The sequence below is a fragment of the Pseudofrankia saprophytica genome, assembly GCF_000235425.2.
GTDB classification, from domain to species: domain Bacteria; phylum Actinomycetota; class Actinomycetes; order Frankiales; family Frankiaceae; genus Pseudofrankia; species Pseudofrankia saprophytica.
Genome location: NZ_KI912267.1, coordinates 1,604,776 through 1,625,298, shown reverse-complemented (window position 1 = coordinate 1,625,298; position 20,523 = coordinate 1,604,776). Strand labels below are relative to the sequence as shown.

General features: G+C 71.9%; 26 protein-coding genes and 1 pseudogene. 17 read left to right on the top strand and 10 right to left on the bottom strand.

Annotation, left to right across the window (positions count from 1 at the left end):
- Positions 1 to 17 precede the first annotated feature (17 nt).
- The 3 genes from FRCN3DRAFT_RS0241255 to FRCN3DRAFT_RS48900 form a co-directional block, all read right to left on the bottom strand.
- The gene (locus FRCN3DRAFT_RS0241255; RefSeq protein ID WP_007515592.1) at positions 18 to 1,175 is read right to left on the bottom strand and encodes an acyl-CoA dehydrogenase family protein; all 1,158 of its coding nucleotides are present in this window, start codon (positions 1,173 to 1,175) and stop codon (positions 18 to 20) included.
- A gap of 94 nt (positions 1,176 to 1,269) precedes the next feature.
- Positions 1,270 to 2,409 carry an acyl-CoA dehydrogenase family protein gene (locus tag FRCN3DRAFT_RS0241250; RefSeq protein ID WP_007515593.1) on the bottom strand — a complete coding sequence of 380 codons (1,140 nt, stop codon included), beginning with the start codon at positions 2,407 to 2,409 and terminating at the stop codon, positions 1,270 to 1,272.
- A complete protein-coding gene (locus tag FRCN3DRAFT_RS48900) occupies positions 2,409 to 3,239 on the bottom strand; it encodes an enoyl-CoA hydratase family protein (protein WP_007515595.1) in 831 nt (276 codons plus the stop codon). The genes FRCN3DRAFT_RS0241250 and FRCN3DRAFT_RS48900 overlap by 1 nt, the downstream gene beginning before the upstream one ends.
- Positions 3,240 to 3,581: 342 nt before the next feature.
- Here FRCN3DRAFT_RS48900 and FRCN3DRAFT_RS0241240 point away from each other — a divergent pair, with 342 nt between their 5' ends.
- Positions 3,582 to 3,800, top strand: coding sequence for a hypothetical protein (locus FRCN3DRAFT_RS0241240; protein WP_007515596.1), 219 nt, complete (start codon positions 3,582 to 3,584; stop codon positions 3,798 to 3,800).
- Between the two features lie 33 nt (positions 3,801 to 3,833).
- Here FRCN3DRAFT_RS0241240 and FRCN3DRAFT_RS0241235 read toward each other — a convergent pair whose 3' ends face one another.
- Complete coding sequence (locus FRCN3DRAFT_RS0241235; protein WP_007515598.1) at positions 3,834 to 4,736, bottom strand: aminoglycoside phosphotransferase family protein; 903 nt, start codon at positions 4,734 to 4,736, stop codon at positions 3,834 to 3,836.
- A 126-nt stretch (positions 4,737 to 4,862) separates the two neighbouring features.
- The gene (locus FRCN3DRAFT_RS0241230; protein ID WP_007515599.1) at positions 4,863 to 5,108 is read right to left on the bottom strand and encodes a hypothetical protein; all 246 of its coding nucleotides are present in this window, start codon (positions 5,106 to 5,108) and stop codon (positions 4,863 to 4,865) included.
- Between the two features lie 70 nt (positions 5,109 to 5,178).
- On the opposite strand from FRCN3DRAFT_RS0241230, the gene FRCN3DRAFT_RS53760 reads away from it, so the two are divergent.
- Positions 5,179 to 5,364 carry a transposase gene (locus tag FRCN3DRAFT_RS53760; RefSeq protein ID WP_007515600.1) on the top strand — a complete coding sequence of 62 codons (186 nt, stop codon included), beginning with the start codon at positions 5,179 to 5,181 and terminating at the stop codon, positions 5,362 to 5,364.
- A gap of 247 nt (positions 5,365 to 5,611) precedes the next feature.
- Here the strand turns inward: FRCN3DRAFT_RS53760 and FRCN3DRAFT_RS0241225 are convergent, their stop codons facing one another.
- Positions 5,612 to 6,313: an NAD(P)-dependent oxidoreductase gene (locus FRCN3DRAFT_RS0241225; RefSeq protein ID WP_083401375.1), complete on the bottom strand. Its 702-nt coding sequence runs from the start codon at positions 6,311 to 6,313 to the stop codon at positions 5,612 to 5,614.
- On the bottom strand, positions 6,225 to 6,812 hold the full coding sequence (locus tag FRCN3DRAFT_RS56965; RefSeq protein ID WP_007515602.1) for a TetR/AcrR family transcriptional regulator: 588 nt from the start codon (positions 6,810 to 6,812) through the stop codon (positions 6,225 to 6,227). Before FRCN3DRAFT_RS56965 ends, FRCN3DRAFT_RS0241225 begins: the two co-directional genes overlap by 89 nt.
- Positions 6,813 to 6,896: 84 nt before the next feature.
- On the opposite strand from FRCN3DRAFT_RS56965, the gene FRCN3DRAFT_RS0241215 reads away from it, so the two are divergent.
- The 8 genes from FRCN3DRAFT_RS0241215 to FRCN3DRAFT_RS0241180 all read left to right on the top strand — a co-directional run bounded on the left by FRCN3DRAFT_RS0241215 (position 6,897) and on the right by FRCN3DRAFT_RS0241180 (position 12,819).
- A complete protein-coding gene (locus FRCN3DRAFT_RS0241215; RefSeq protein WP_007515603.1) occupies positions 6,897 to 7,568 on the top strand; it encodes a DsbA family oxidoreductase in 672 nt (223 codons plus the stop codon).
- Positions 7,561 to 7,713 (top strand): hypothetical protein, encoded by a 153-nt coding sequence (locus FRCN3DRAFT_RS54655; protein ID WP_007515604.1) that lies wholly within the window; start codon positions 7,561 to 7,563, stop codon positions 7,711 to 7,713. The genes FRCN3DRAFT_RS0241215 and FRCN3DRAFT_RS54655 overlap by 8 nt, the downstream gene beginning before the upstream one ends.
- Positions 7,714 to 7,795: 82 nt before the next feature.
- Positions 7,796 to 7,987, top strand: coding sequence for an SDR family NAD(P)-dependent oxidoreductase (locus FRCN3DRAFT_RS0241205; protein ID WP_007515605.1), 192 nt, complete (start codon positions 7,796 to 7,798; stop codon positions 7,985 to 7,987).
- Positions 7,988 to 8,025: 38 nt separating this feature from the next.
- Complete coding sequence (locus tag FRCN3DRAFT_RS0241200; protein WP_007515606.1) at positions 8,026 to 10,173, top strand: DHA2 family efflux MFS transporter permease subunit; 2,148 nt, start codon at positions 8,026 to 8,028, stop codon at positions 10,171 to 10,173.
- Positions 10,174 to 10,435: 262 nt separating this feature from the next.
- Positions 10,436 to 10,747, top strand: a complete 312-nt coding sequence (locus FRCN3DRAFT_RS58045) for a hypothetical protein (protein ID WP_007515607.1) — start codon at positions 10,436 to 10,438, stop codon at positions 10,745 to 10,747.
- 84 nt (positions 10,748 to 10,831) lie between these two features.
- Positions 10,832 to 11,494 (top strand): SDR family NAD(P)-dependent oxidoreductase, encoded by a 663-nt coding sequence (locus tag FRCN3DRAFT_RS0241190; RefSeq protein ID WP_007515608.1) that lies wholly within the window; start codon positions 10,832 to 10,834, stop codon positions 11,492 to 11,494.
- Positions 11,495 to 11,543: 49 nt separating this feature from the next.
- Entirely contained in the window at positions 11,544 to 11,918 is a 375-nt protein-coding gene (locus tag FRCN3DRAFT_RS54650) for a hypothetical protein (protein WP_131803435.1), read from the top strand.
- A 73-nt stretch (positions 11,919 to 11,991) separates the two neighbouring features.
- Positions 11,992 to 12,819, top strand: a complete 828-nt coding sequence (locus FRCN3DRAFT_RS0241180; protein WP_007515610.1) for a hypothetical protein — start codon at positions 11,992 to 11,994, stop codon at positions 12,817 to 12,819.
- A gap of 183 nt (positions 12,820 to 13,002) precedes the next feature.
- On the opposite strand, the gene FRCN3DRAFT_RS50435 is transcribed toward FRCN3DRAFT_RS0241180, so the two are convergent.
- Complete coding sequence (locus tag FRCN3DRAFT_RS50435; protein WP_007515612.1) at positions 13,003 to 13,659, bottom strand: MerR family transcriptional regulator; 657 nt, start codon at positions 13,657 to 13,659, stop codon at positions 13,003 to 13,005.
- A gap of 442 nt (positions 13,660 to 14,101) precedes the next feature.
- Here FRCN3DRAFT_RS50435 and FRCN3DRAFT_RS0241170 point away from each other — a divergent pair, with 442 nt between their 5' ends.
- Together FRCN3DRAFT_RS0241170 and FRCN3DRAFT_RS0241165 are read left to right on the top strand one after the other, a co-directional pair.
- The gene (locus tag FRCN3DRAFT_RS0241170; RefSeq protein ID WP_007515613.1) at positions 14,102 to 14,761 is read left to right on the top strand and encodes an HAD family hydrolase; all 660 of its coding nucleotides are present in this window, start codon (positions 14,102 to 14,104) and stop codon (positions 14,759 to 14,761) included.
- 211 nt (positions 14,762 to 14,972) lie between these two features.
- Positions 14,973 to 15,341 carry an FKBP-type peptidyl-prolyl cis-trans isomerase gene (locus tag FRCN3DRAFT_RS0241165; RefSeq protein WP_007515614.1) on the top strand — a complete coding sequence of 123 codons (369 nt, stop codon included), beginning with the start codon at positions 14,973 to 14,975 and terminating at the stop codon, positions 15,339 to 15,341.
- A gap of 70 nt (positions 15,342 to 15,411) precedes the next feature.
- Here FRCN3DRAFT_RS0241165 and FRCN3DRAFT_RS0241160 read toward each other — a convergent pair whose 3' ends face one another.
- Positions 15,412 to 16,017 (bottom strand): FMN-binding negative transcriptional regulator, encoded by a 606-nt coding sequence (locus tag FRCN3DRAFT_RS0241160; RefSeq protein WP_007515615.1) that lies wholly within the window; start codon positions 16,015 to 16,017, stop codon positions 15,412 to 15,414.
- A 267-nt stretch (positions 16,018 to 16,284) separates the two neighbouring features.
- Here FRCN3DRAFT_RS0241160 and FRCN3DRAFT_RS0241155 point away from each other — a divergent pair, with 267 nt between their 5' ends.
- The 4 genes and pseudogenes from FRCN3DRAFT_RS0241155 (at position 16,285) to FRCN3DRAFT_RS0241140 (ending at position 19,298) form a co-directional block, all read left to right on the top strand.
- The gene (locus FRCN3DRAFT_RS0241155) at positions 16,285 to 17,211 is read left to right on the top strand and encodes a patatin-like phospholipase family protein (protein WP_007515616.1); all 927 of its coding nucleotides are present in this window, start codon (positions 16,285 to 16,287) and stop codon (positions 17,209 to 17,211) included.
- Positions 17,208 to 18,224, top strand: coding sequence for a 1-acyl-sn-glycerol-3-phosphate acyltransferase (locus FRCN3DRAFT_RS0241150; RefSeq protein ID WP_007515617.1), 1,017 nt, complete (start codon positions 17,208 to 17,210; stop codon positions 18,222 to 18,224). The genes FRCN3DRAFT_RS0241155 and FRCN3DRAFT_RS0241150 overlap by 4 nt, the downstream gene beginning before the upstream one ends.
- A 16-nt stretch (positions 18,225 to 18,240) precedes the next feature.
- Positions 18,241 to 18,552, top strand: a pseudogene (locus FRCN3DRAFT_RS57520) (sensor histidine kinase); the annotation flags it as partial.
- A gap of 35 nt (positions 18,553 to 18,587) precedes the next feature.
- The gene (locus tag FRCN3DRAFT_RS0241140) at positions 18,588 to 19,298 is read left to right on the top strand and encodes a response regulator transcription factor (RefSeq protein WP_007515619.1); all 711 of its coding nucleotides are present in this window, start codon (positions 18,588 to 18,590) and stop codon (positions 19,296 to 19,298) included.
- A 43-nt stretch (positions 19,299 to 19,341) separates the two neighbouring features.
- Here FRCN3DRAFT_RS0241140 and FRCN3DRAFT_RS0241135 read toward each other — a convergent pair whose 3' ends face one another.
- The gene (locus tag FRCN3DRAFT_RS0241135) at positions 19,342 to 19,557 is read right to left on the bottom strand and encodes a 2TM domain-containing protein (protein WP_007515620.1); all 216 of its coding nucleotides are present in this window, start codon (positions 19,555 to 19,557) and stop codon (positions 19,342 to 19,344) included.
- Between the two features lie 156 nt (positions 19,558 to 19,713).
- Here FRCN3DRAFT_RS0241135 and FRCN3DRAFT_RS0241130 point away from each other — a divergent pair, with 156 nt between their 5' ends.
- Positions 19,714 to 20,508, top strand: a complete 795-nt coding sequence (locus FRCN3DRAFT_RS0241130) for an alpha/beta fold hydrolase (protein ID WP_007515621.1) — start codon at positions 19,714 to 19,716, stop codon at positions 20,506 to 20,508.
- Positions 20,509 to 20,523 lie beyond the last annotated feature (15 nt).

Sequence of the window (20,523 nt, the reverse complement as noted above, 5' to 3'; positions counted from 1 at the left end):
TGCCGCCGCCACGCTCGTTATGGCGCCTCAGCAGCCGCGGCCGCGTCCCGCAGGCCGAGGCCGCGGGCCAGGTAGGCGCGATGCCAGGCCGGGTCGCCAAAGGCGGGGATGAGCGCCCAGGCGCGCTTGGCGAACAGGTGCAGGTCGTACTCGGTGGTGTAGGCGATCGCGCCGTGGCACTGGATCGACGCCCGGGCCGCCAGCCGGGCGGCGTCCGCGGCCAGCACCTTCGCGACGCTGGTCCCGTCCCGCCCGTCCCGCCCGTCCCGCGCCTCCGGTGGCGGACCGGCGGCGAGACCGCGGGTGGGGGAGTGGGCGTCGGCCTGTTCCCAGCCGGCGGCGAGCACGGCCGGGCGGGCGAACTCGACCGCGAGGTGCGCCGACGCGAGTGCGTGCTTGATCGCCTGGAAGCTGCCGATCGGGACGCCGAACTGCTGGCGCTGCTTCACGTACGCGACCGTGATCGACAGCATCCGGGCGGCCAGACCCACCAGCACCGCGGACGTTCCGAGCGCCGTCCGCCACCATGCCGCGTCGGCGGCGGACCGGGCGGCCTCGGGGTCGCGCACCAGCACAGTGCCGGCGTCGTCGGCCGGCGCGGCCATGAGCCGGGCCAGCGCCCGGGCGCCGTCGACGGTCGTCACCGGCTCCAACGCCAGCTCACCGGCGGCGAACAGCCGTAAGCCGCCCCCGGGCGAGCTGGAGCGGCCTACGGGAAGGATGACCAGATCGGCCTGCTGGCCATGCGGAACCAGCGTCTCGCCGGCCGCCGTGGTGGTGCCGACCGTGGTGGCGCCGACTGCGACGAGGGCCCGGCCGGCGAGGACGTCGGGCAGCGCGGGATGGTCGGCGGCGGCCAGCAGCGGGGCCGCGTAGATGATCGTCTCGACGGCGGGCACCGGCAGGCCGACGTAGCCGACGCGCTCCAGCAGCGGGACGACGTGCCCGAGGTCGAGCCCCAGCCCACCGGCGTCCTCGCCGACGAGCGCGCCGACCACTCCCTGGTCGGCGAGCGTCGTCCACACCTTGCGCATCTGCTCCGGCCCGGCCGGGCGGAAGCCTCGGCCGGCGTCGGGCCAGGCGGCGCGGATCAGGTCGGGCGTCGCCTCGGCGTCGAGGACCGCGCCCGCCGCCGCGAGCAGCGCCACCGCCTCCTGGTCGAGCTCGAAGTCCATCCGGCCCCCTTTCTCCGGTCTGGTCTGGTCCGTCTGGTCGTGCTTTCGGTCCTGTCGTGCTTCTTTGGTCGGTCTTGCTTTCGGCCGGGGCGGGTCAGGCGCGGGGCAGGCCGAGCAGGCGTTCCGCGACGACGTTGCGCTGGATCTCGTTCGTCCCGGCGTAGATCGGGCCAGACAGCGAGAACAGGAAGCCTCGGCTCCACGGCCCGTCCACCTCGGCGCCCTCGCCGAGCAGGTCCAGCGCGGTCTCGTGGATGCGGACGTCCATCTCCGACCAGAACAGCTTGTTCAGGCTGGACGCGGGCCCCGGCTGGCGGCCGCGCAGCATGCCGCTGACCTGGTGGAGCGTGAACAGCTGGTATGCCCGCGCGTCGATGTGGGCCTGCACGACCCGGTCGCGCAGGGCGGGCGAGGCGCCGCCGGGGACGGAGCGGGCGAGCTCGACCAGCCGGTTCGCCGTGGCCAGGAACCGGCCAGGCGGGCGCAGGGTCAGGCCCCGCTCGGAGCCGGTGGTCGCCATGGCGACCTGCCAGCCCTTGCCAACGCCGCCGAGCACGTTCTCGTCCGGGACGAACACGTCGTCGAGGAACACCTCGGCGAAGCCCTCGTCGCCGTCGAGCCGGTCGAAGCCGCGGACCGTCACCCCCGGCGCGTCCAGCGGCACCAGGAAATAGGTCAGGCCGCGATGCCGGCCGGCCGTCGGGTCGGTGCGGAACAGGCCGAACAGGTGGGTGCAGAACGCGCCGCGGGTCGTCCATGTCTTCTGACCGGACAGCCGCCAGCCGCCGCGCTCGTCGTCTCGCACGCCAGCGGAGCGCAGCCCGGCGAGGTCGCTGCCGGCGCCCGGCTCCGACCAGCCCTGCGCCCAGGTGTCCAGCCCGGCCGCCATCCGGGGCAGGACGCGATCCTGCTGCTCCGGGGTGCCGAACTCGAACACGGTCGGGGCGAGCAGGAAGATCCCGTTCTGGGTGACCCGCTGCGGCGCGCTGGCGCGGGCGTACTCCTCCTCGAAGACCAGCCATTGCCACAGGCTTGCCTCGCGGCCGCCGTAGCGCTCCGGCCAGGAGACGACCGCCCAGCGGGCAGCGAAGAGCTTCGCCTCCCACTCCAGATGGGCGGCGAAGCCCGCGCGGGTGTCGCCGGACGGCAACGGTGCCGCCGGCACGTTCGCGCTCAGCCAGGCCCGTGCCTCGACGCGGAATGCCTCATCCTCGTCCGACCAGGTCAGGTCCATCAGGCGCGGCCGCCGTCGCCGTCGCCGGCCGGCTCGTCGCCGGCCGCGGTGTCGGCCTTCGCGTCGACCGGCTCCTGCGGCCTGGCGGGCCCGGGGGAGGAGCCGAAGCCGGCGCGCACCTCGTCGGCGACGCCGGCGAGGTTGAGCTCGAAGGTGAAGCCCTGCTCGTAGCGGTAGCTGCGCTTGACGTCCCAGGGGTCGATGCCGTTGAACGCCTCCTTCGCCATCCGGATCACCCGTGGGTCCTTCGCGGCGATCTCGGCGGCGAGCGCGTGCGCGGCGTCGCGCAGCCGCGCGCGGGGGACGACGGTGTGGACGGAGCCGAAGGCGTGCAGTTCGGCCGCGGTCGCCGTGGCGGAGGTGTACATCATCGCCCGGGCCTTGAGCTGCGGGACGAGCCGGGAGAGATGGGTCGCGGCGCCGAGCGCGCCCCGGTCGACCTCGGGGAGCCCGAAGGTGGCGTCCTCGCTCGCGACGATCACGTCCGCGTTGCCCACCAGCCCGATCCCGCCGCCGAGGCAGAAACCGTGCACGGCGACGACCACCGGCACCGGGCAGTCGTAGACCGCGGCGAACGCGGCGAAGCAGCCGCGGTTCGCGCCGATGAGCGCGCCATGGCCCGGATCGCGCTGGATCTCCTTGATATCCACGCCCGCGTTGAACCCGCGGCCCTCAGCTCGCAGCACCACCACCCGTACCGCCGGGTTGGCGCCGGCCGCGCGCAACTCATCCGCGAGGGCGTACCACCCGGCCACCGGCAGCGCGTTCACCGGCGGGTAGTCGACGACGATCTCGGCGATTCCCGCGCCGTCCACCACCGTCGTGATCATTTTGCCTCCAGCACCCAGGTCGCCATGCCCGTCGATCGTCGGCGCGCCCGGGCCCTCGCCGTCCGTGACGCGCCCCGAACCCCCGGAGGCTTCCGCACCGTGTGGACTCTAACAAGCGCTTGGTTGGCAAACCACCGGTTGCGGCCGGCCGGGCCTATGGCCGGTGTAGGTTCCCCCGTTGATCAACGGGGGAACCTACACTCTCCAGACCGGAGTCGGCGTGCTCCACTACGGCTGGCGGGATCCCTATGCCGGAGCGGCGACGTCCATGGTCGTGCGTATCCCCAGATCAGCCGCCGCAGCTTCACCGTCGTCGGACCCGTCGACGAGGTGGTGGAAGCGGTGACCGGGCTCCTGGTGACCTGCCACTACTTCTATCGCCCTCCCGGGCGCGGGGCGGCGGCCGTTGCCTGGCGTGAGGAACGACCCGACCTCGTCGCGGCTGCGGCGGAGCCGTCTGTCGCCTTGGCGATCTCGCGTGCTGTCGAGCGCGGGGCCAGCGTCGATGCGCTGATCGACGAGCTGCGGCCCCTGCTCGGAGCGATAGCACTGGGATCTTGAAGGTCGTCCCGTGAGCTCGGGCACCAGCCCCGATCAGCTAGCCAGGGCGTGTGCGATCTCCCAGGCGATCGCTTCGAACTGGCTGTCGTGCTGGGCATGGCCCCAGAGCGCGTCATCGACGCTGCGGACGAAGCTCCAGGCGTGGACTTTCGTCCGGTCGAGTCCGTTGGCTTCCGCGAGGGTGTCGATCCGCCAGCGGACTGCGTGGGTGGGCTGGCGGCTGGCGGTGATGTCGTCCCAGCGGTTCCGCAGCAGTGGTAGCAGGTCGTATTCGGGAGCGCCGGCGAGTGGTTTGGGGTCGATGGCGTTCCAGGGCTGGCGGGCGCCGGCGAGGACGTTGGCGAAGTGAAAGTCGCCGTGCAGCAGGACCTGAGGCGCGGTGTCGCGCGCGAGGTGGCCGCAGGTCTCGGTCGCTGCGTCGATGAGGCGGGCGGGTCCCGGTTCGCCGAGTCGGCGCCATTCGTAGGACAGCGTCTGTTGCCACCGCTCGGCGGTCGCCGCGGTCGTCGGCAGGCCGGCCGGAGCAGGGATGTGCAACTCGTGTAGGACCGACGCAGCGACACGGAGGGCGTGGGCAATCGGCTGGTGCTCCAGGGTGGTGGAGGCGTCGAGGCGTTCGAGGAGCATCGCGCCTCGCCGCTGATCGACAGCTAGGAGCAGGACCGCGCCGTGGCCTGACCAGGCCTGCAGCGCGGCTGGCTCGTGGCGGGTTTCCTCGTCGGGCCAGGAGACCTTCAGCATGCAGTCCTCGCTGGTGTGCCGCCGGACGGGCAGCACGAGTGCGACCTGGCCGTGCCTTGGATCGCCGGCCTCTTCCAGGCCCCAGACGGTGAGCACGTCGGCGATGAGGGCGGGAAGTTGTTCGAGCCAGCGGCGGCCGGCGTCGCCCTCACGGGCTGCCGTCAGCGCTGTGAAGGCTGGCGGTATGCGGATCACGCCCTGAACTCAACACTCAACCGGACGTCGGCGTTGCGGGCGGGCGGCTGCCGGGCGGTCTGGTCATGGCGTCGGCCACTGCTGGCAGTCCCGCGCGGCGGGCGCTCCGGTGCGGCGGCTTGGGGGCTATGGCCAGAGGAGTCGCATGATGTCCATCAGGGTCGGGCTGGTGTTCCTGGCCAGTTGCTTCCGGTCCTGCGAGCGGGGTTTTCTGAGCAGAGGACGCAGGTCGTCGACGGCCGGCCCCGGGTCGGGGAGTTCGAGTATCCGCAGCGCGGTGGTCGTGCTCGCCGCAGCCACCGCGGCGCGGACGGGAGCACGGCCATGGACGGGGTTGATGCCGGCGGGTTCGCGGAGGTAAGCGGTGCGCACGTCCGTCGGTAGCGGGCTCTGGGGTCCGCCGAGGGCGCGGTAGTCGATCTTCCTTACTAGGCCGTTTCTCGTGGATCAAGATAGTTCGGCCGGCCACCGAAGTTCGACAAGAAGCGCTACAAGAACCGCAACGTCGTCGGAGCGGTTCTTCAACCGGCTCAAGCAGTGGCGCGCGCTGGCGACCCGCTACACCAAGCGCGCCCACTACTTCTACAACGAGATCATCATTGCGTCGATCTTCATCTGGCTCAGATGATCCACGAGAAACGGCCTAGCCGTCGCAGGGACGACTGAGCTGGCCGACGCCTACGCCGCCGCGAACCTGGACGAGCTGCCGGTGGACCGGGCGATCGCCCGGATCGTCAGACAACCGTGACGATGTTTCTCGACGGCACACGCAAGGCATAGATCGCGGCGCAGGTCCGCCTTTCAGACCTTCGCGGCGGTCTGCACGGTCCTGCCCCAGGGGAAGCTCTGGCGTTGCGTTGCCCGGCACGGGGCGGTCAGCCTGGCGAGTTCCACACCAGTGGCGCCTGCTGGATCCAGGTGTCTTGCTCCACGGCGTCAAGGAGGAATCCGGCGAGGTCGGCGCGGTTGATCCGACGACCGGGCTTGGCGGTGCCGGCCTCGGCCGCTCGCACATGGCCCGCACCTGGTTTGTCGCTGAGCACGACGGCCCTGGCCAGGGTCCAGTCGGTGCCGGAGGCGCGAACGACACTGTCGACGCCGGTGTGATCGTCAAAGGAGAACTTGACGTTGGACAGCTTAATGGCGGCCTTGGCCACGGGGTTGAGCCGTGCCCAGTCATCCCCGGCGCCCTGGGTGGAGACCAGGACGATCCGTCGAATTCCCTCCTCGCCCATCACGGCCAGGGTGTCGCGGGCAGCGTCGGTCATGAAGGCGGGCGGGCTGATGGGCTTGGCCCAGGGATTGTCGGAGGCGCGGGCGTTGTTGAGTGCGCTGATCACCGCGTCGGTTCCCTGGGCGGCCTTGCGGATGTCGTCGATGTTCGCGGGCGTGCCTTGGATCAGCTCGACCCCAGCTGGGGCCTGGACGGCGGCAGGATTGCGCACAAGCGCCCGGACGCGGTGGCCGCGGGCCTGATGGCGGTCCTCGTCAGCGGGGGGCGGTCCAGGCCGACTCCAGGGCGCGGTCGAGGACCTGGCGCCAACCCTCCGGGGCGGCGGGGGCCCGGCTGGCCGCACCCGCCAGCCACAGCAGGCAGAACAGATCGTCCTCTGTGAAGCTCGACGAGAGTGATCCCTCGTCATGCGCCGCGCGCACGAGGTCCCGTCCGAGCGCGGCCGCGCGGTCACATTCGCCCTGCAACGCCAGCGCGTCCGGGTACCGGCGCAGGAACGCGTCGTTCAGGGCGGGATCGGCGACCTGGATGTCGATCATCGCGTGGACGAACGTCTCCAGGCGCTCCCGCGCCGTCTCCTTCGCCTGAACGCTGGTTCCCAGGGTCTGCAGCTTCCGGGCGGCGATGTCGGGCATGACCGCGTCGATGAGGCCCTCGCGGGAGCCGAAGCGGTGGTAGAGGGTGCCGATGCTGACGCCCGCGGCCCGGGCGATCTCGCCGAGCGACGCGTCGAGCCCCGTGGTCAGGAAGATCTCGAGCGCGGCGGCGCGCAGTTTCGCGGCGTTGTCCCGCGCGTCACGCCGTACGGCCTTCGGTTCCGCCTTCGCTTCCGTCATGTCCATCCCGACTCATTTTGAGGGCTACTCAAGTTAGCTGGTAGCCTCCGATCCTGAGAGACCCTCAACTTACTGGAAGGTGGTCCTCCGATGACGCCGTCCGCGGATGCCCCGACATCCACCCGACTGACGATCGACATGTGGGCGGACGTGCTCTGCCCCTGGTGCTACATCGGCGAGCACCGCCTGAGCCTGGCCATCGAGCGGTCCCGGCACGCGGCGGACATCGACCTGCGGACCCGTACCTTCCAGCTCGACCCGACGGCCACGACGGCCGTCTCGCCGACCGTCGACCACCTGGCCAGCAAGTTCGGCGTGCCCGCCGCGCAGGCCCGCGCGATCGAGGAGGGCATGGCCGCGGAGGCCGTGCGCGACGGCCTGCCCTACGCGGTCGACCGCCCCTATAGCGGCACATTCGACATGCTGCGCCTCGTGCACCTCGGCGCGGAGCACGGCGTCGCCTGGGAGTACCTGCGCGGCCTGCAGGCCGAGGTGTTCACCGGCAACCAGGAGGCGTTCGCGCCCGACACCCTCGTTCGGGTCGGCGAGAACCTCGGCATCCCGGCCGACGAGATCCGCGACGTGCTCGCGACCGACCGCTACGCCCAGGCCGTGCGCGCCGACCACGACGCCGCCGTGCGGCTGGGCGCGCGCGGCGTGCCGGTCACCGTCCTCGGCGAGCGGCTCGGCATCCCCGGGGCGGTCAGCGTCAGCCAGTACGCCAGCGCCATCGACCGGGCCTGGGAGCAGATCCATGGCTGACGAGAGACCCACGCCCGAGGCGCCGCTGGAGTTCCTGGTCCAGGACGAGCCGATCGGCTACTGCGACGCCGAGACCGGGATCTGCGCCCCGGCCGCGGAAGTCGTGTCCACCACTGGCCCCGAGAGCGGCTCGCCGGAGCGTTGACACTCCGGCCCCGGCGGCGGCCGCCGGCAGCCCTCGTACGTCACCCACCGTTTCAGCCACCCATCAACCAGAAGAGAGCGATATGCCTGTCATCGCCATCGTCGGAGCCGGCCCCGGCATGGGGCTCGAGATCGCCCGCGCCTTCGGCGAGAAGGGCTTCACCGTCGCCCTGGTAGCCCGCACCGCCGCCAACCTCGACGCGCTCGTCTCCACGCTCACCGGCGAGGGCATCGAGGCCGCCGGGTTCACCACCGCGATGGCCGCCGCCGCCTGATCGCGGCGGCTCCTCGAGCCCCGATCCATCGGAAGGAGGTGCGGAACGGGGACCCGGCCGCCGCCGACCGCCACGGCCGAACACTGAGCGGTTGGGAACGCGCGTGGCACCTGGCTCCGGAGCATGCGCTCAACCAGTTCCTCTGGCATGTGCCGCCGCTTGCCGTGATCGCCAGCTACTTCTACGCCGCCCTGCATTTCGTCGTCACGCCGGCGGTCCTGATCTGGCTGTACCGCCGCCATCCCGACAGCTACCGCGCGGCCCGCACGACGCTCGCCGTCGCGACCCTCGTCGCTCTCCTGGGCTTCTGGCTCTTCCCCACGACACCGCCGCGACTGCTGCCCGGCGGCGCCTTCCACGACACGCTCGCCGACACCCACCGCTGGGGCTGGTGGGCCGGAGAGGGCAGCGCACCCCGCGGTTTCGGCAGCCTCACCAACCAGCTCGCGGCCATGCCGTCCCTGCACGTGGGGTGGGCGCTGTGGTCGGGCTGGCTCATCGCCCGTCACGCCCGCAGGCCCGTGATCCGAGCCCTGGGCGTCGTCTACCCGCCGCTGACCGCGCTCGTGGTCATGGGCACCGCCAACCACTACCTCCTCGATGCCATCGCCGGCGGCGTCGTCGTGGCCCTCGCCGCCGCGGCCGTCCGCTCGTTCTCCCACACCCAGCACGCGAAGGAGACTCCCGTGACCCTCGACACCACACCCGCCGACACCGCACCCGCCGACAGGGGCCACCCCCCCAACCCGCACCATGCGCGCCGGTGGCTGATCCTGGGCGTCCTCGGGATCGCCCAGCTCATGGTCGTCCTGGACGCCACCATCGTGAACATCGCGCTGCCGTCCGCGCAGAGTGCGCTGCACTTCTCCGACTCTTCGCGACAGTGGGTGATCACTGCCTACGCGCTCGCGTTCGGCAGCCTGCTGCTGCTCGGAGGCCGGATCGGCGACCTGTTCGGCCGCAAGCGGATCTTCCTGATCGGGCTCGTCGGGTTCGCCGCGGCATCCGCGCTCGGCGGTGCCGCATCCAGCTTCGAGGTGCTCGTCGTCGCCCGCGCCCTACAGGGGCTGTTTGGCGCCCTCGTCGCTCCGGCCGGGCTGTCGCTGCTGGCCACCACGTTCACCGACCCCGACGAACGCGGCAAGGCGTTCGGGATCTACAGCGCGATCGCCGGCGCCGGCGGCGCCATCGGTCTCCTGCTCGGCGGGGTCCTCACCGAATACCTGTCCTGGCGCTGGTCCCTCTACGTCAACGTCGGCTTCGCCGCCGCCGCCGCCGTCGGCGCGCTCATCCTCCTGCATCACGAGCGGTCCGCCGACCGGCCCCACCTCGACATTCCCGGCGCCGTGACCGTCTCCGGCGCACTGTTCGCCCTCGTCTACGGCCTGTCCCACGCCGACACGGACGGCTGGCGCGACACCACCACCCTCGCGTTCCTCGCCGCCGGCGCCGCCGGACTCGCCGTGTTCACCATGCTGCAGGCCCGGGTCGCCCACCCGCTGCTGCCGCTGCGGGTGCTGCGCGACCGCGACCGCGGCGGCTCCCTGCTCGCCATGCTCACCGTCAGCGTCGGCATGTTCGCGGTGTTCCTGTTCCTCACCTACTACCTGCGCAACACCCTGGGCTACTCCGCGATCAGGACCGGGTTCGCGTTCCTCCCGTTGGTCGGCGCGACGGCGGTCGGCGCCACGCTCGCCACCAGCACGCTGGAGCCCCGCCTCGGTTCCCGACGACTCGTCGCCGCGGGCTTCATCATCGCCGCCGGCGGCATGGCCTGGCTCGCGCAGCTCACCCTGCACGCCACCTACGCCACCCAGATCCTGCCGCCCCTGATCGTGGTCGGCGCCGGGAGCGGCCTGATCTTCGCCTCCACCATAGCCGGCGCGACCCTCGGCGTCGGGGCCGAGGACTCCGGCGTCGCCTCCGCCGCCGTCAACACCGCCCAACAGGTCGGCGGCTCCATCGGCACAGCGCTGCTGTCCACCATCGCCGCCAGCGCCGCCAGCGACTACCTCACCAGCCACCCCGCCAGCGGCACCGCCGCCGCCCACGCGACCCTCAGCGGCTACACGACCGCCTTCTGGTGGACCGCGACGATCTTCGCCGCCGCCGCGGTGGTCATCGGCGCGCTCCTACGCCCCGGCACCCGGCCCGCCGAGGAAGGGGCCCCCGTGCTCGTCCTTTGAGCCTTCGCCATCTTCGAACGTGCTGGTCGGAGGTGCTGGCGTGACGCTCCATGGGTTTGCTGGTGCTGGTCACGGGCGGAAGTCTGCGGATCGTCCGTCACCGGTTGGCGCCCGACGGCCGACCTGCGTGGCCCGTAGGCCCTGCGGATCACCGTGGACGGCGTCCGCCTGGCCTGACCCAATCCCAGGCGGCACATGAGAGTGAGGCCTGGCTCTTCCTCACCATGATCGAGCCATCTCGTTCGAGGGCAGGGTCGCCATCGTGACCGGCGCCGGCGGCGGTCTGGGTCGCACCCACGCCCTCGACCTCGCCGCGCGCGGCGCCAAGGTCGTCGTCAACGACCTCGGCGGCACGATCGCGGGCGACGAGCCTCTCGCCACCGCAGACGACGTGCGGAGGCACATCGCCCGCATCCGCGACCAGGACGGCTACCACGTCCGCGCGACATTCCGACCGGAAGCGCCCGCACCCGGTGAAGATCCAGGGGCCGGCCCTTCCGTCGCCACCGCCAAGTCTGAGGCCGGCTGCAGCCGGTGGATCGGTGGACGAGACCGCCGATCCACCGGCTGCTGAGCCGCCCAGGAATGACGGCGGCCGCCGGCAGCCCTCGTACGTCACCCACGGTTTCAGCCCACCCATCAACCAGAAGAGAGCGACATGCCTGTCATCGCCATCGTCGGAGCCGGCCCCGGCATGGGGCTCGAGATCGCCCGCGCCTTCGGCAAGAAGGGCTTCACCGTCGCCCTGATAGCCCGCACCGCCACCAACCTCGACGCGCTCGTCTCCACGCTCACCGGCGAGGGCATCGAGGCCGCCGGGTTCCCGGCGGACCTCAGCGAGCCCGAGACCGTCACCAAGGCGTTCGCGGCCCTCAAGGAGCGGTACGGCGCGGTCGACGTGTTCGAGTTCTCGCCCGCCGACCGGGCGCTCGCCCCGGTCGGGGTCCTCGACGTCACCCCGGAGACCCTCCAGCCGCAGCTGGACCTCTACCTCACCGGCGCGATCCACGCCGTGCGGCAGGTAGTCCACGACATGATCGCCGCCAAGGCCGGCACGATCATCATCACCACCGGCGGCGGCTCCGTCGCCCCGGCTCCCTTCATGGCGAACATCAACATGGCCGCGGCAGGTCTGCGCAACTGGACCCTGAACCTGCACACCGAACTCCAGCAGCACGGCATCTACGTCGCGCACGTCGCCATCAGCGCGTGGATCGGCGGCGGCCGCCCCGACGCCGAGGCCAACGTCATCGCCGCCCGCTACGTCGACCTCTACCAGACCCGCGCCGAGCCCGAACTCCACTACATCGCCCTCGACTGACCGACGAGGTACATCAGCCACCCGCCGCGACCGGTTCCTTCACTCGTAGGTGACGTCGCGGATCCAGTGGAGCTTGGTCTCGATGGCCCAGTGGCCGCGGGCGAGGTCGGCGAGCAGGGCGGGGCTTGCCAGGTGGGTGGGCAGGCTGGTGACGGCGTGGACGGCCTTGGCCGTTGTCGAACAGCAGCCAGACCTCCTTGAAGGCGTCCTCGCAGAACGGCCATCGGAAGCTGGTAAGTCAGCACTGCGCCTAGTGACGCCCAGCCCGGGAAACCCCTGGCAGCAAGTCGCCGATCGGAAGATCGACGAGGGAACCTACAGATCCGGCGACGAGCTGGGCGCCGGATGGCTTTCGGCTGATTACTACGTGCTGATGTCCGGAATTGGACTGGTCGTCGGCCGACACGCTCTGTCGCCGGACTGACGGCGCGAAACGTGGTGATCGGATCAAAACGTCCGCACAATTGGTCCGTCACCAACGGGAGGGGACCCGGGTCATGGCCAAGCACCACAGCGCCGACAGCGGCCACGTCGGCGGTCACCGCTCGCCGGCCGGCACGCCCGGCCGGCACGGCCAGGCTCGTTCCGCCGCCGGCCGTGCCGCCAGCCATTCCACCGACAGCCTCACCGGCAGGGCCGGTCGAGGCGCAACCCGGGCCGTCCGCGGACTCATGGTCGGCGCACTGGTGGCCGGACCGCTCGCGGTCCTTACGGCATTGCCTGCCCGGGCCGACAGTGCCGACACCTCCTTGTTCGACCGTCCACTGGACGTGCGGATCGACATCGACGACTCGGTTGGTCGGCCGCCGGCGTTCGACCTGGACAGGCTCGGCCAGGCGGCCAAGGACGCCGTGAGCGACCTGATGCCCGCGTCGGGAACGGGGTCCGGTTCGGGCACCACATCGGGCTCGGGCACCGCGGGCTCGGGTGTAGCGACGGGCGGAGGTACCGGCACCTCCGGAGGCTCCGCCGGAAAGGCTGGCCCGGCACCGGGCGCTCCGGCGGATGCCAATCCCGCTCCGGCGGACGGCGGCCCGGCGGCTGCCCTCGACGGGGACGGCCAGGCGACTCCGGTCGCGTCGGCGTCCACCGCGGACAGCGCGCCCGCCTCCGCTGCCTCGACTGACGCCTCGTCCGCGGCCGTCTCGGCGGTCGCCGCCGACCCGGCCGGGGGCGACGCCGACCTCGTGGTCGCCCACGGCAGTCTGCTCTCCTCGTCCGACAGCTCCGCGATCGTCGCCCTCGACGTCCTCGCGGTTCTGCTGGCGGGCGTCGGCCTGGCCGGCATTCCGGCGACGGCCCTGCTCACCCGCCGTCGTGGGTGACGGTGAGTAGTCGTCGGTCGTAGCGGAGAGTAGTCGGCGGCGGCGGTGGCCGGCCCGCGCGTTCCCAGGCCGGTCATCTGTTCCCAGGCCCGGCCATCCGCGGTCAGCGCCCAAGGACTGCCTCGTCGCCCAAGGGCTGCTTCGTGAGGGCTGCTTCGCGTGGGTCGGGGTGGGACACCGCGGTCAGGAGGGCGGCGGCTGTGCCCGCTGCGCCGGGTGGGCGTTCTCGCGGGCGACGAAGCGGAGGATCGCCTCGCGGTCGGGGCCCGGCGCGCGACGTCGGTGGGACATGTCGCTCGAACCCGGTTCGGCCCGCGTCGTCGCGGCCGGTACCGAGCCGGGGAGTGGAAGCACGCCGTCGATGATGAGCTGGCCGGGCTGGCTGTCGCCCTCCCAGGTTCCGTCGGGGTGGCGGATGAAGAGCTCTCCGGCCAGCACGGCGAAACGGGGGAGGCCGGCCGTCGCGGACTCCGGCGGGTCCGGCAACGGCGAGCCGCCAGCGAAGGGCTCGAAAAGCGGCTCGTGATCGTGAAAGCTCGCCCAGCTCGCCCAACTGGACTCCAGCCGGGTGGCCGCGGCGCGGATCCGGGTAATGCTGACACCCGCCCGCCGCAGCGCCGCGATCGTGCGGGCCTGCGCCATCTCCGTGGCCCCGGGCCGAAGCAGCCCCGACCTGCGCCAGTAGGCGATCTGGCGTTCGGTCGTGAGGCCCGGCCGTCCCATCCTCGCCGACTGTCGCCCCCGGCCCGTGGTGTCGGTGTCGGCCGCGGCCGCGGACGCCCAGGAGCTGGCGTCGGCGAGCGGCTCGCCGAAGGGTGGGAGCGCATGCCCGCCCGTCATGGGATGAATCTACGCCCGTCCGGTGTGCGGCCCGGCCGGCCCGGCGTCGCGCCTGGCGTCGGCGATCGGGCGGCGGAGCCGGCCGGTCTCGGCTCGCCGAGCCGAGAGCCGTTCGCCATGTCCGATGAGCCGGGGAGAAGCCAGGCGATGCTCTCCGGCGCGAGTGGAAGGGGGCGCGGAGCCCGCGCGGAGCCCGCGCCGGAGGGATAGCTCCCGATGTTTTCCAACGCTGGCCCCCCGTCGATGGAAAGCGGCGCGTGGCATAGCGACGAAGGCGATCTCGAACGGGACATCTAGAGCCGCGGCGAGGGTGACCTCGAAGGCAACCTCGAGGAAAAATCGGTCGCGTTCCGTCGACATCATCCATGGCAATCGGCCGTCGCTCCCGCGCGTTCGACAGGAAACCTGTCTTTGCCGGGCTGGCCATGACAGAATCCTGGTCGTGCTTCGGGGGATATTTTTTGATCTTGACGACACGCTTGTCGACCAGCAGTCGGCGGCGAGCGCGGCTGTCGTCGAATGGGCGGCCGGACACGGCGTCACCGACGACCTGGTCAGTGAGCGTTGGGCGAGCATCTCCGAGACCCATTACGCCCGCTACCAGCGCCGGGAGATCTCCTTCACCGAACAGCGGCGGGCCCGGGTACGGGAATTTCTCTCACTCCAGGTGGCGGACGACGAGGCCGACACCATCTTCGCTGGATACCTCGTCCGTTACGAGGCCGGCTGGGCGGCCTTCGACGACGCCGTTCCCGCTCTCCGCCGCGCCCGCGCGGCCGGACTGACCGTGGCCGTCTTCACGAACGGGTACGAGGAACAGCAGCGGCTCAAGCTCACCCGCCTCGGCCTGATCGACGAGATCGATCTCCTCATCGCCTCGTCCGTGCTGCCCGCGGGAAAACCCGACCCGCGCGCCTTCAGGAGCGCCCTCGACATCATCGGTGTAAAGGCCGACGAAGCCCTGATGGTCGGCGACTCCCTGGAAAAGGACATATTCGGCGCCGTCGGGGCCGGCATCAACGCGGTCCTCGTCGACCGCTATGGCACCCACCCGACAGCCGACGTCCCAAGAGTCAGCAACCTCGACGAGCTCATGTTCTGACCGTGTGGGCGAACGAACGCGGTCGGGTTCTCTGGCCGCGACCACCTGTCGCCGGTCGGGACTGCCGGTCGGGACTGCTGGTAGGGACTGCTCGCCGCTGGACGCGGTCGTCGGTCGCTGGTCGTGGCCGTGGCCGTGGTCGTCCGTGGGTGAGCGCGATCGCGGGTCGTCACACGCGGTCGGCGCGGTGCGGCGCCCATAGGGTGAGGTCATGGAGAAGCCCGAGATCAATTTCGTGGATCCCACCCCGCCCACCGGCCTGGTCATCCAGGACGTCGTCGAGGGAGACGGCGCGCCTGCGGTCGCCGGACGGACCGTGTCGGTTCACTACGTCGGCGTCGCCCACAGCTCCGGCAAGGAGTTCGACGCCTCGTACAACCGCGGCGAGCCGTTCCAGTTCCGTCTTGGCGCCGGACAGGTCATCGCCGGCTGGGACCAGGGCGTGCAGGGCATGAAGGTCGGCGGCCGGCGCCAGCTCGTCATTCCCCCGCACCTCGGTTACGGCACCCGTGGCGCCGGCGGCGTCATCAAGCCCAACGAGACCCTGATCTTCGTCGTCGACCTGCTCGGCGTCAGCTGACAGCCGCCCGCCCGGACCGACCAGCCACGGCACCGGCGAGGTGCCGCTGGCCGGTCGGCGCCGGCGGGTGTCACAGGGACCCGGACGCCAATCGCGCCCGTGCCGCCGGGTCCGACAGCTGCGCGAGCACGCCCGCGCGGTCCGCCTCGGACCTGTTCTGGCTCCACTTGGCCTTCGCCTCGACGGACTCGACGCGCAGGGAGACGCCGACGATGGCGCGCAGCATTCCCTCGATATACCGCTCGGGCGCGTCGGTGACCGCCCAGGGGTGGTCCCGGCCGGCCTCGTGCCGCTCCGTCAGCCCGGTGACGACCGCGCGCAGCCATTCCGGGTCGTCGTGCACGGTGACCGGGCCACGCAGGTGGACGGCGGAGTAGTTCCACGTCGGCACGACCCGGCCGTGCTCGGCTTTCGCCGGATACCACGACGGCGACACGTACGCCTCCGGGCCCTGGACGACGAGCAGCCCGGCCGCGCCGTCCCGCATCCGCCGCGAGTGGTCGTTCACCCGGGCGAAGTGCGCGACGACCAGGTCGGCCTCCCACAGGACCGGCAGGAGCGTCGCGTCCGCGACCCCGTCCGGCCCGACGGTCACCAGCGTTCCCGATCCGCGTTCCGCGACGAACTCGCGGATGAGCGTCTCGTCATCGACACGGTTGGCCGCGGGCACATACACCCTTCCAGCCTATGGCGTGACCGCGAGTGCTCTGCCAACCGAGAGTTCTCCCGCCGACCATGAGTGCTCTGCCGACCGTGACTGCTCCGCCGACAGCGCGAGCGCTCCCGGCCGTGACCGCTCCGCCCGGCCAGGACTGCCTGGGCGGGCGCGGCCGGCTCGCGGCGTAACGTGCGACGTGGCTGCCAGGGAGTCATGCGGAACAGGGATGTGAGCCTTCCGGATGTCGTCGGATTCGCGCAGCGACGGTGGGGGTAGCAGCGTCCGGTGACGACGATTTCGGCTGCCTCACCGCTGGGCCCGACCGCGTTCGTGCTCGGCGGCGGCGGGGTGCTCGGCGCGGCCGAGGTCGGCATGCTCAGCGCTCTGCTGGAGGCCGGTTGCCGGCCGGATCTGGTCGTCGGGACGTCAGTCGGGGCCATCAACGGCGCGGCCGTCGCCGCCGATCCCACCGCCGAGGCCATCGAGATGCTGACCGAGCTGTGGTCCGACCTGGGTAGATCCGACGTGTTCGCGGGAGGCCCAGCGAAACAGCTGGCGACGGTCGTTCAGCACGGCTACCTGCACTCGAATGCCCCGCTGCGCAAGTTGCTGCACGCGCATCTGGCGGCCACGTTCGAGGAGCTGCCGGTGCGGTTTCAGTGCGTGGCCGCCAGCATCGAGCGTGCGTCGGCGCACTGGTTCGACCAGGGACCGTTGGTCGACGCGGTGCTCGCGTCCTGCGCCGTGCCCGCGCTGCTCCCCCCGGTGAAGATCGGCGATGAGCACTACGTGGACGGCGGTCTCATCGACAGCACCCCGGTCGGCAGGGCGGTGGCCCTCGGCGCGCGGACGGTGTACGTGCTGCACGTCGGCCGGATCGAGCGGCCGCTGCGCCCCGGCCGCTGGCCGTGGGAGGCGGGGCTGGTCGCCTTCGAGATCGCCCGGCGCCGCGGCTTCGCCGACGCGATGGCGAGCCTGCCCAGCGGGGTGACGGTGCACGTCCTGCCGGTCGGCGACACCGTCGGGACGCCGCTGCTCGGCCTGCGCTACCGCTCCGCGGCCGGGGTGCGCCGCCGGATCGAGCAGGCCCGCCACGCCACCGCCGAGTACCTCACCAAGGAGGACGCCAACACCGCCAACACCGCCAACACCGCCGATTCCGCCGGATCCGTCGGATCGGGCAGGTCCGGCGGTTCTGGCGGCGCCAGGTGAGGGTGCCACCCCGCGCCGTTCGCCGCCTGCTCATCGACCCGCTGTTCGTCCCGGTCGCGGTCGCGGGGGCGGTCCTCGGCGTCGTGTCGACGGTGCTGGGGCTGGCCGTCGCGCCACTCGACCGGCGGCTGCGCCTGAGCCGGGTGTCCGCTCTCGCCGCGGCCTACCTGCTCGCCGAGGCCGTGGCCGTCGTCGCCGGATTCGGGCTGTGGCTGGTCCGGCCGCTGCTGCGGTCGCGGTGGGAGCGGGCCCATCTGGTGCTGCTGCGCGGCATGCTGGGGTCGCTCGTGGCGGCGGCGGGCCGGCTGATGGGGTTCCGGCTGATCGTGCGTGAGCCGCCCGCGGGGACGTTCGAGTGCGCCGGTCGCCCCGTGCTGGTGGCCAGCCGGCATGCCGGCGCCGGTGACTCGTTCGCGCTCGTCCACCTGGTGCTCAACCGCTACCGGCGCACCCCTCGGGTCGTGCTGCTGGCGAGTCTCCAGCTCGACCCGGCGATCGACATCCTGCTGGGCCGGCTCGGGGCCTGTTTCCTGCGGACCGAGGGCGCCGACCCGACGGCGGTGACTCGGGTCAACGCGCTCGCGGCCCGGCTGACCGACCGGGATGCCCTGGTCATCTTCCCGGAGGGCGCGAACTTCACCGCCAGGCGCCGCCGCCGCGTCATCGTCGGCCTGCGCCGCCGGGGGCAGAACAGCAGGGCGAGGGTGGCCGAGGACCTCACCCACGTGCTTCCGCCGCGGCCCGCCGGGGTGCTCGCCGCCCTCGACGCGGGCACCATCGTCGGGACGGTCGTGGTCGCCCACACGGGCCTGGACCGCCTGACCACCCCGGGCCAGATCTGGCGCGCCCTGCCGCTGGAGATGCCGATGGAGGTGCGCTGGTGGTGGTTCCCGGCCGACGAGCTGCCCGCGGTGGGCCGGGAGCGCGCGGACTGGCTGACCATGCACTGGGCGGTGGTCGACGCCTGGATCGACGCACACCACCCGGCCGACCCTCGATCGGCTCAGGCCTGACCTCGCGGAAAAGGCTTGGACAGCGTGGCCCGCCCGGCTGCCGGCGCCGGTCGAGGCGGCCGCCTACTTCGTCGTCAGCGAGGCCCTGACCAACATCGCCCGGCATGCCCACGCGCGGTCGGCGCGGATCCATGCCTGGACGTTCGGTGGCCGGCTCGTCCTCACGGTGGTCGACGACGGCGCTGGCGGCGCCGATCCGGCGGCCGGCTCGGGGCTCGCCGGGCTCGCGCTGCGCGTCGAGGCGCTCGACGGAACCCTGACCGTCGCGAGCCCGGCCGGCGGGCCGATCGAGGTCAGAATGGAATGCCCGATCGGTACCGACCCGTGACCGAGGACCCGGGCCGAGGCGAGCTGGGAGGGCCGGTGGACGAGAACCCGCGTGCCAGGGGCCTGTCGGGCCGCCCTCCGCTGGTCCGGCGGCCGCTGCGCCTGGTGCTCGCGGAGGACGCGGTGTTGCAGCGCGAGGGCCTGGTCGGCATCCTCGAACGGGCCGGCCACGAGGTGGTGGCGGCGGTGGGCGACGCCCACGCGCTGCTGACATTCGCCGCGAACACCCAGCCGGACGCCGTCATCACCGACATCCGGATGCCGCCGGGCCACTCGGACGAGGGCCTGCGCGCCGCCGTCGAGCTCCGCTCCACCCGCCCGCAGATCGCGATCATGGTGCTGTCGGCCTACGTCGCCGACGCCTACGTCGCCGACCTGCTCGACTCCGCGCCGGGGGGCGGCATCGGCTACCTGCTCAAGGACCGCGTCGGCCATGTCCGCGAGTTCCTCGACAGCCTCGACCGGGTCGCGTCCGGCGGGACCGTCGTCGACCCGGAGGTGGTCCGCCACCTGCTGCGCCGGCGGCGGCGCGACGGGCCGTTGGCCGCGCTCACCGACCGCGAACGCGAGGTGCTCGCGCTCATGGCCGAGGGCCGCACCAACGCGTCGATCGCCGACGTGCTGGTGGTCAGCGAGGCCGCGGTCCGCAAGCACGTCGGCAACATCTTCGCCAAGCTCCCGCTCGGCCCCGACTCCGACCGCCGCGTCTCCGCCGTCCTCGCCTACCTCCGCGGCTCCGCTACCTAGGCGGTGGCCGTCGCGGCGCCGTTCCCGCGAGGAATGCTGTTCCTCAGTGCGCGGAGCGCACTTTGGACGGCGCGTGGTCGGCGCGGATGTGGAACGCCAGTCCGATGCCCCAGGCCAGGATCGACCACAGCGGCCAGAAGAAATGGTCCGGGGTGAGAGAAGCCCACAGCACGACCTGGGCCAGATTGGCCAGGACATAGGAGAGAACATGGGCCCTCAGGCCCAACTTCCTGGCGGTTTCGCTTTTCGCTGATCTCATGGCCGCAGGTTAGGTAGACGCACTTGACGACGAGTGGACCGCCTGTTGACCTGTGGCCGGTGCGCGTCCGGCTTCATCCAGTGGACGTCAACTGCCCGGTTTTACGCTGACCCCGGATCGAGGATGACCGCAACGCGTACTGAAGGGTTTACATTGATGACGACAACTCGCCGTATGGTGCTCGCTGGATCCGCCGCTGTCGCGGCCGGCGCCGTCGTCGGAGCGCCCGCCGCGCAGGCAGCCACCCAGCCCGACACCAGGCGGAAACCCACCGTGGTACTGGTGCACGGCGCGTTCGCCGACGCCTCCGGCTGGAACGACGTCGCCGCCCGGCTCATCCGGGCCGGCTACCCGGTCATCGCCCCCGCGAACCCGCTGCGGGGCGTGGCCGCGGACTCGTCCTACCTGGCCAGCATCCTCGCCACCCTCAGCGGACCGCTCGTCCTCGCCGCGCACTCCTACGGCGGGATCGTCGTCACGAACGCCGCGTCCGGCAACCCGAACGTGAAGGCCCTCGTCTACGCGGCCGCCTTCGCGCCCGATCAGGGAGAGACGCTGCTGGGCCTGCAGGCGAAGTATCCGGGAAGCAAGCTCACCGAGACGGCGTTGGACGTCCGCCCGTACGGTGCGGGCGTCGACGGATACATCAAGAAGGAGGTCTTCCGGCAGGTGTTCGCCGGTGACCTGCCGAAGGCGACCACCGACCTGATGTGGGCCGGCCAGCGGCCGAGCGACCTGCGCACCTTGCAGGAGCCGTCCGGCGCCCCGGCCTGGAAGAGCATTCCCTCCTGGTATCTCGTCGCCCGCAAGGACAACGTGCTGCCCGCCGAGGCGCAGCGGTTCATGGCGAAGCGAGCCGGCGCGCGCGCCGTCGAGGTCGACGCCTCGCACGTCGCGATGATCGCGCAACCCGGGGCGACGGCCGACCTCATCAAGCGTGCCGCGGGCTGACGTCGCGGGCTGACG

Coding starts and splice junctions, on each gene's coding strand:
- FRCN3DRAFT_RS0241130 (WP_007515621.1), top strand. CDS start 19,714: ATGACGACAACTCGCCGTATGGTGCTCGCTGGATCCGCCGCTGTCGCG.
- FRCN3DRAFT_RS0241135 (WP_007515620.1), bottom strand. CDS start 19,557: ATGAGATCAGCGAAAAGCGAAACCGCCAGGAAGTTGGGCCTGAGGGCC.
- FRCN3DRAFT_RS0241215 (WP_007515603.1), top strand. CDS start 6,897: ATGACGCCGTCCGCGGATGCCCCGACATCCACCCGACTGACGATCGAC.
- FRCN3DRAFT_RS54655 (WP_007515604.1), top strand. CDS start 7,561: ATGGCTGACGAGAGACCCACGCCCGAGGCGCCGCTGGAGTTCCTGGTC.
- FRCN3DRAFT_RS48900 (WP_007515595.1), bottom strand. CDS start 3,239: ATGATCACGACGGTGGTGGACGGCGCGGGAATCGCCGAGATCGTCGTC.
- FRCN3DRAFT_RS0241190 (WP_007515608.1), top strand. CDS start 10,832: ATGCCTGTCATCGCCATCGTCGGAGCCGGCCCCGGCATGGGGCTCGAG.
- FRCN3DRAFT_RS0241255 (WP_007515592.1), bottom strand. CDS start 1,175: ATGGACTTCGAGCTCGACCAGGAGGCGGTGGCGCTGCTCGCGGCGGCG.
- FRCN3DRAFT_RS50435 (WP_007515612.1), bottom strand. CDS start 13,659: ATGACGGGCGGGCATGCGCTCCCACCCTTCGGCGAGCCGCTCGCCGAC.
- FRCN3DRAFT_RS0241205 (WP_007515605.1), top strand. CDS start 7,796: ATGCCTGTCATCGCCATCGTCGGAGCCGGCCCCGGCATGGGGCTCGAG.
- FRCN3DRAFT_RS0241165 (WP_007515614.1), top strand. CDS start 14,973: ATGGAGAAGCCCGAGATCAATTTCGTGGATCCCACCCCGCCCACCGGC.
- FRCN3DRAFT_RS56965 (WP_007515602.1), bottom strand. CDS start 6,812: ATGGACATGACGGAAGCGAAGGCGGAACCGAAGGCCGTACGGCGTGAC.
- FRCN3DRAFT_RS0241250 (WP_007515593.1), bottom strand. CDS start 2,409: ATGGACCTGACCTGGTCGGACGAGGATGAGGCATTCCGCGTCGAGGCA.
- FRCN3DRAFT_RS0241180 (WP_007515610.1), top strand. CDS start 11,992: ATGGCCAAGCACCACAGCGCCGACAGCGGCCACGTCGGCGGTCACCGC.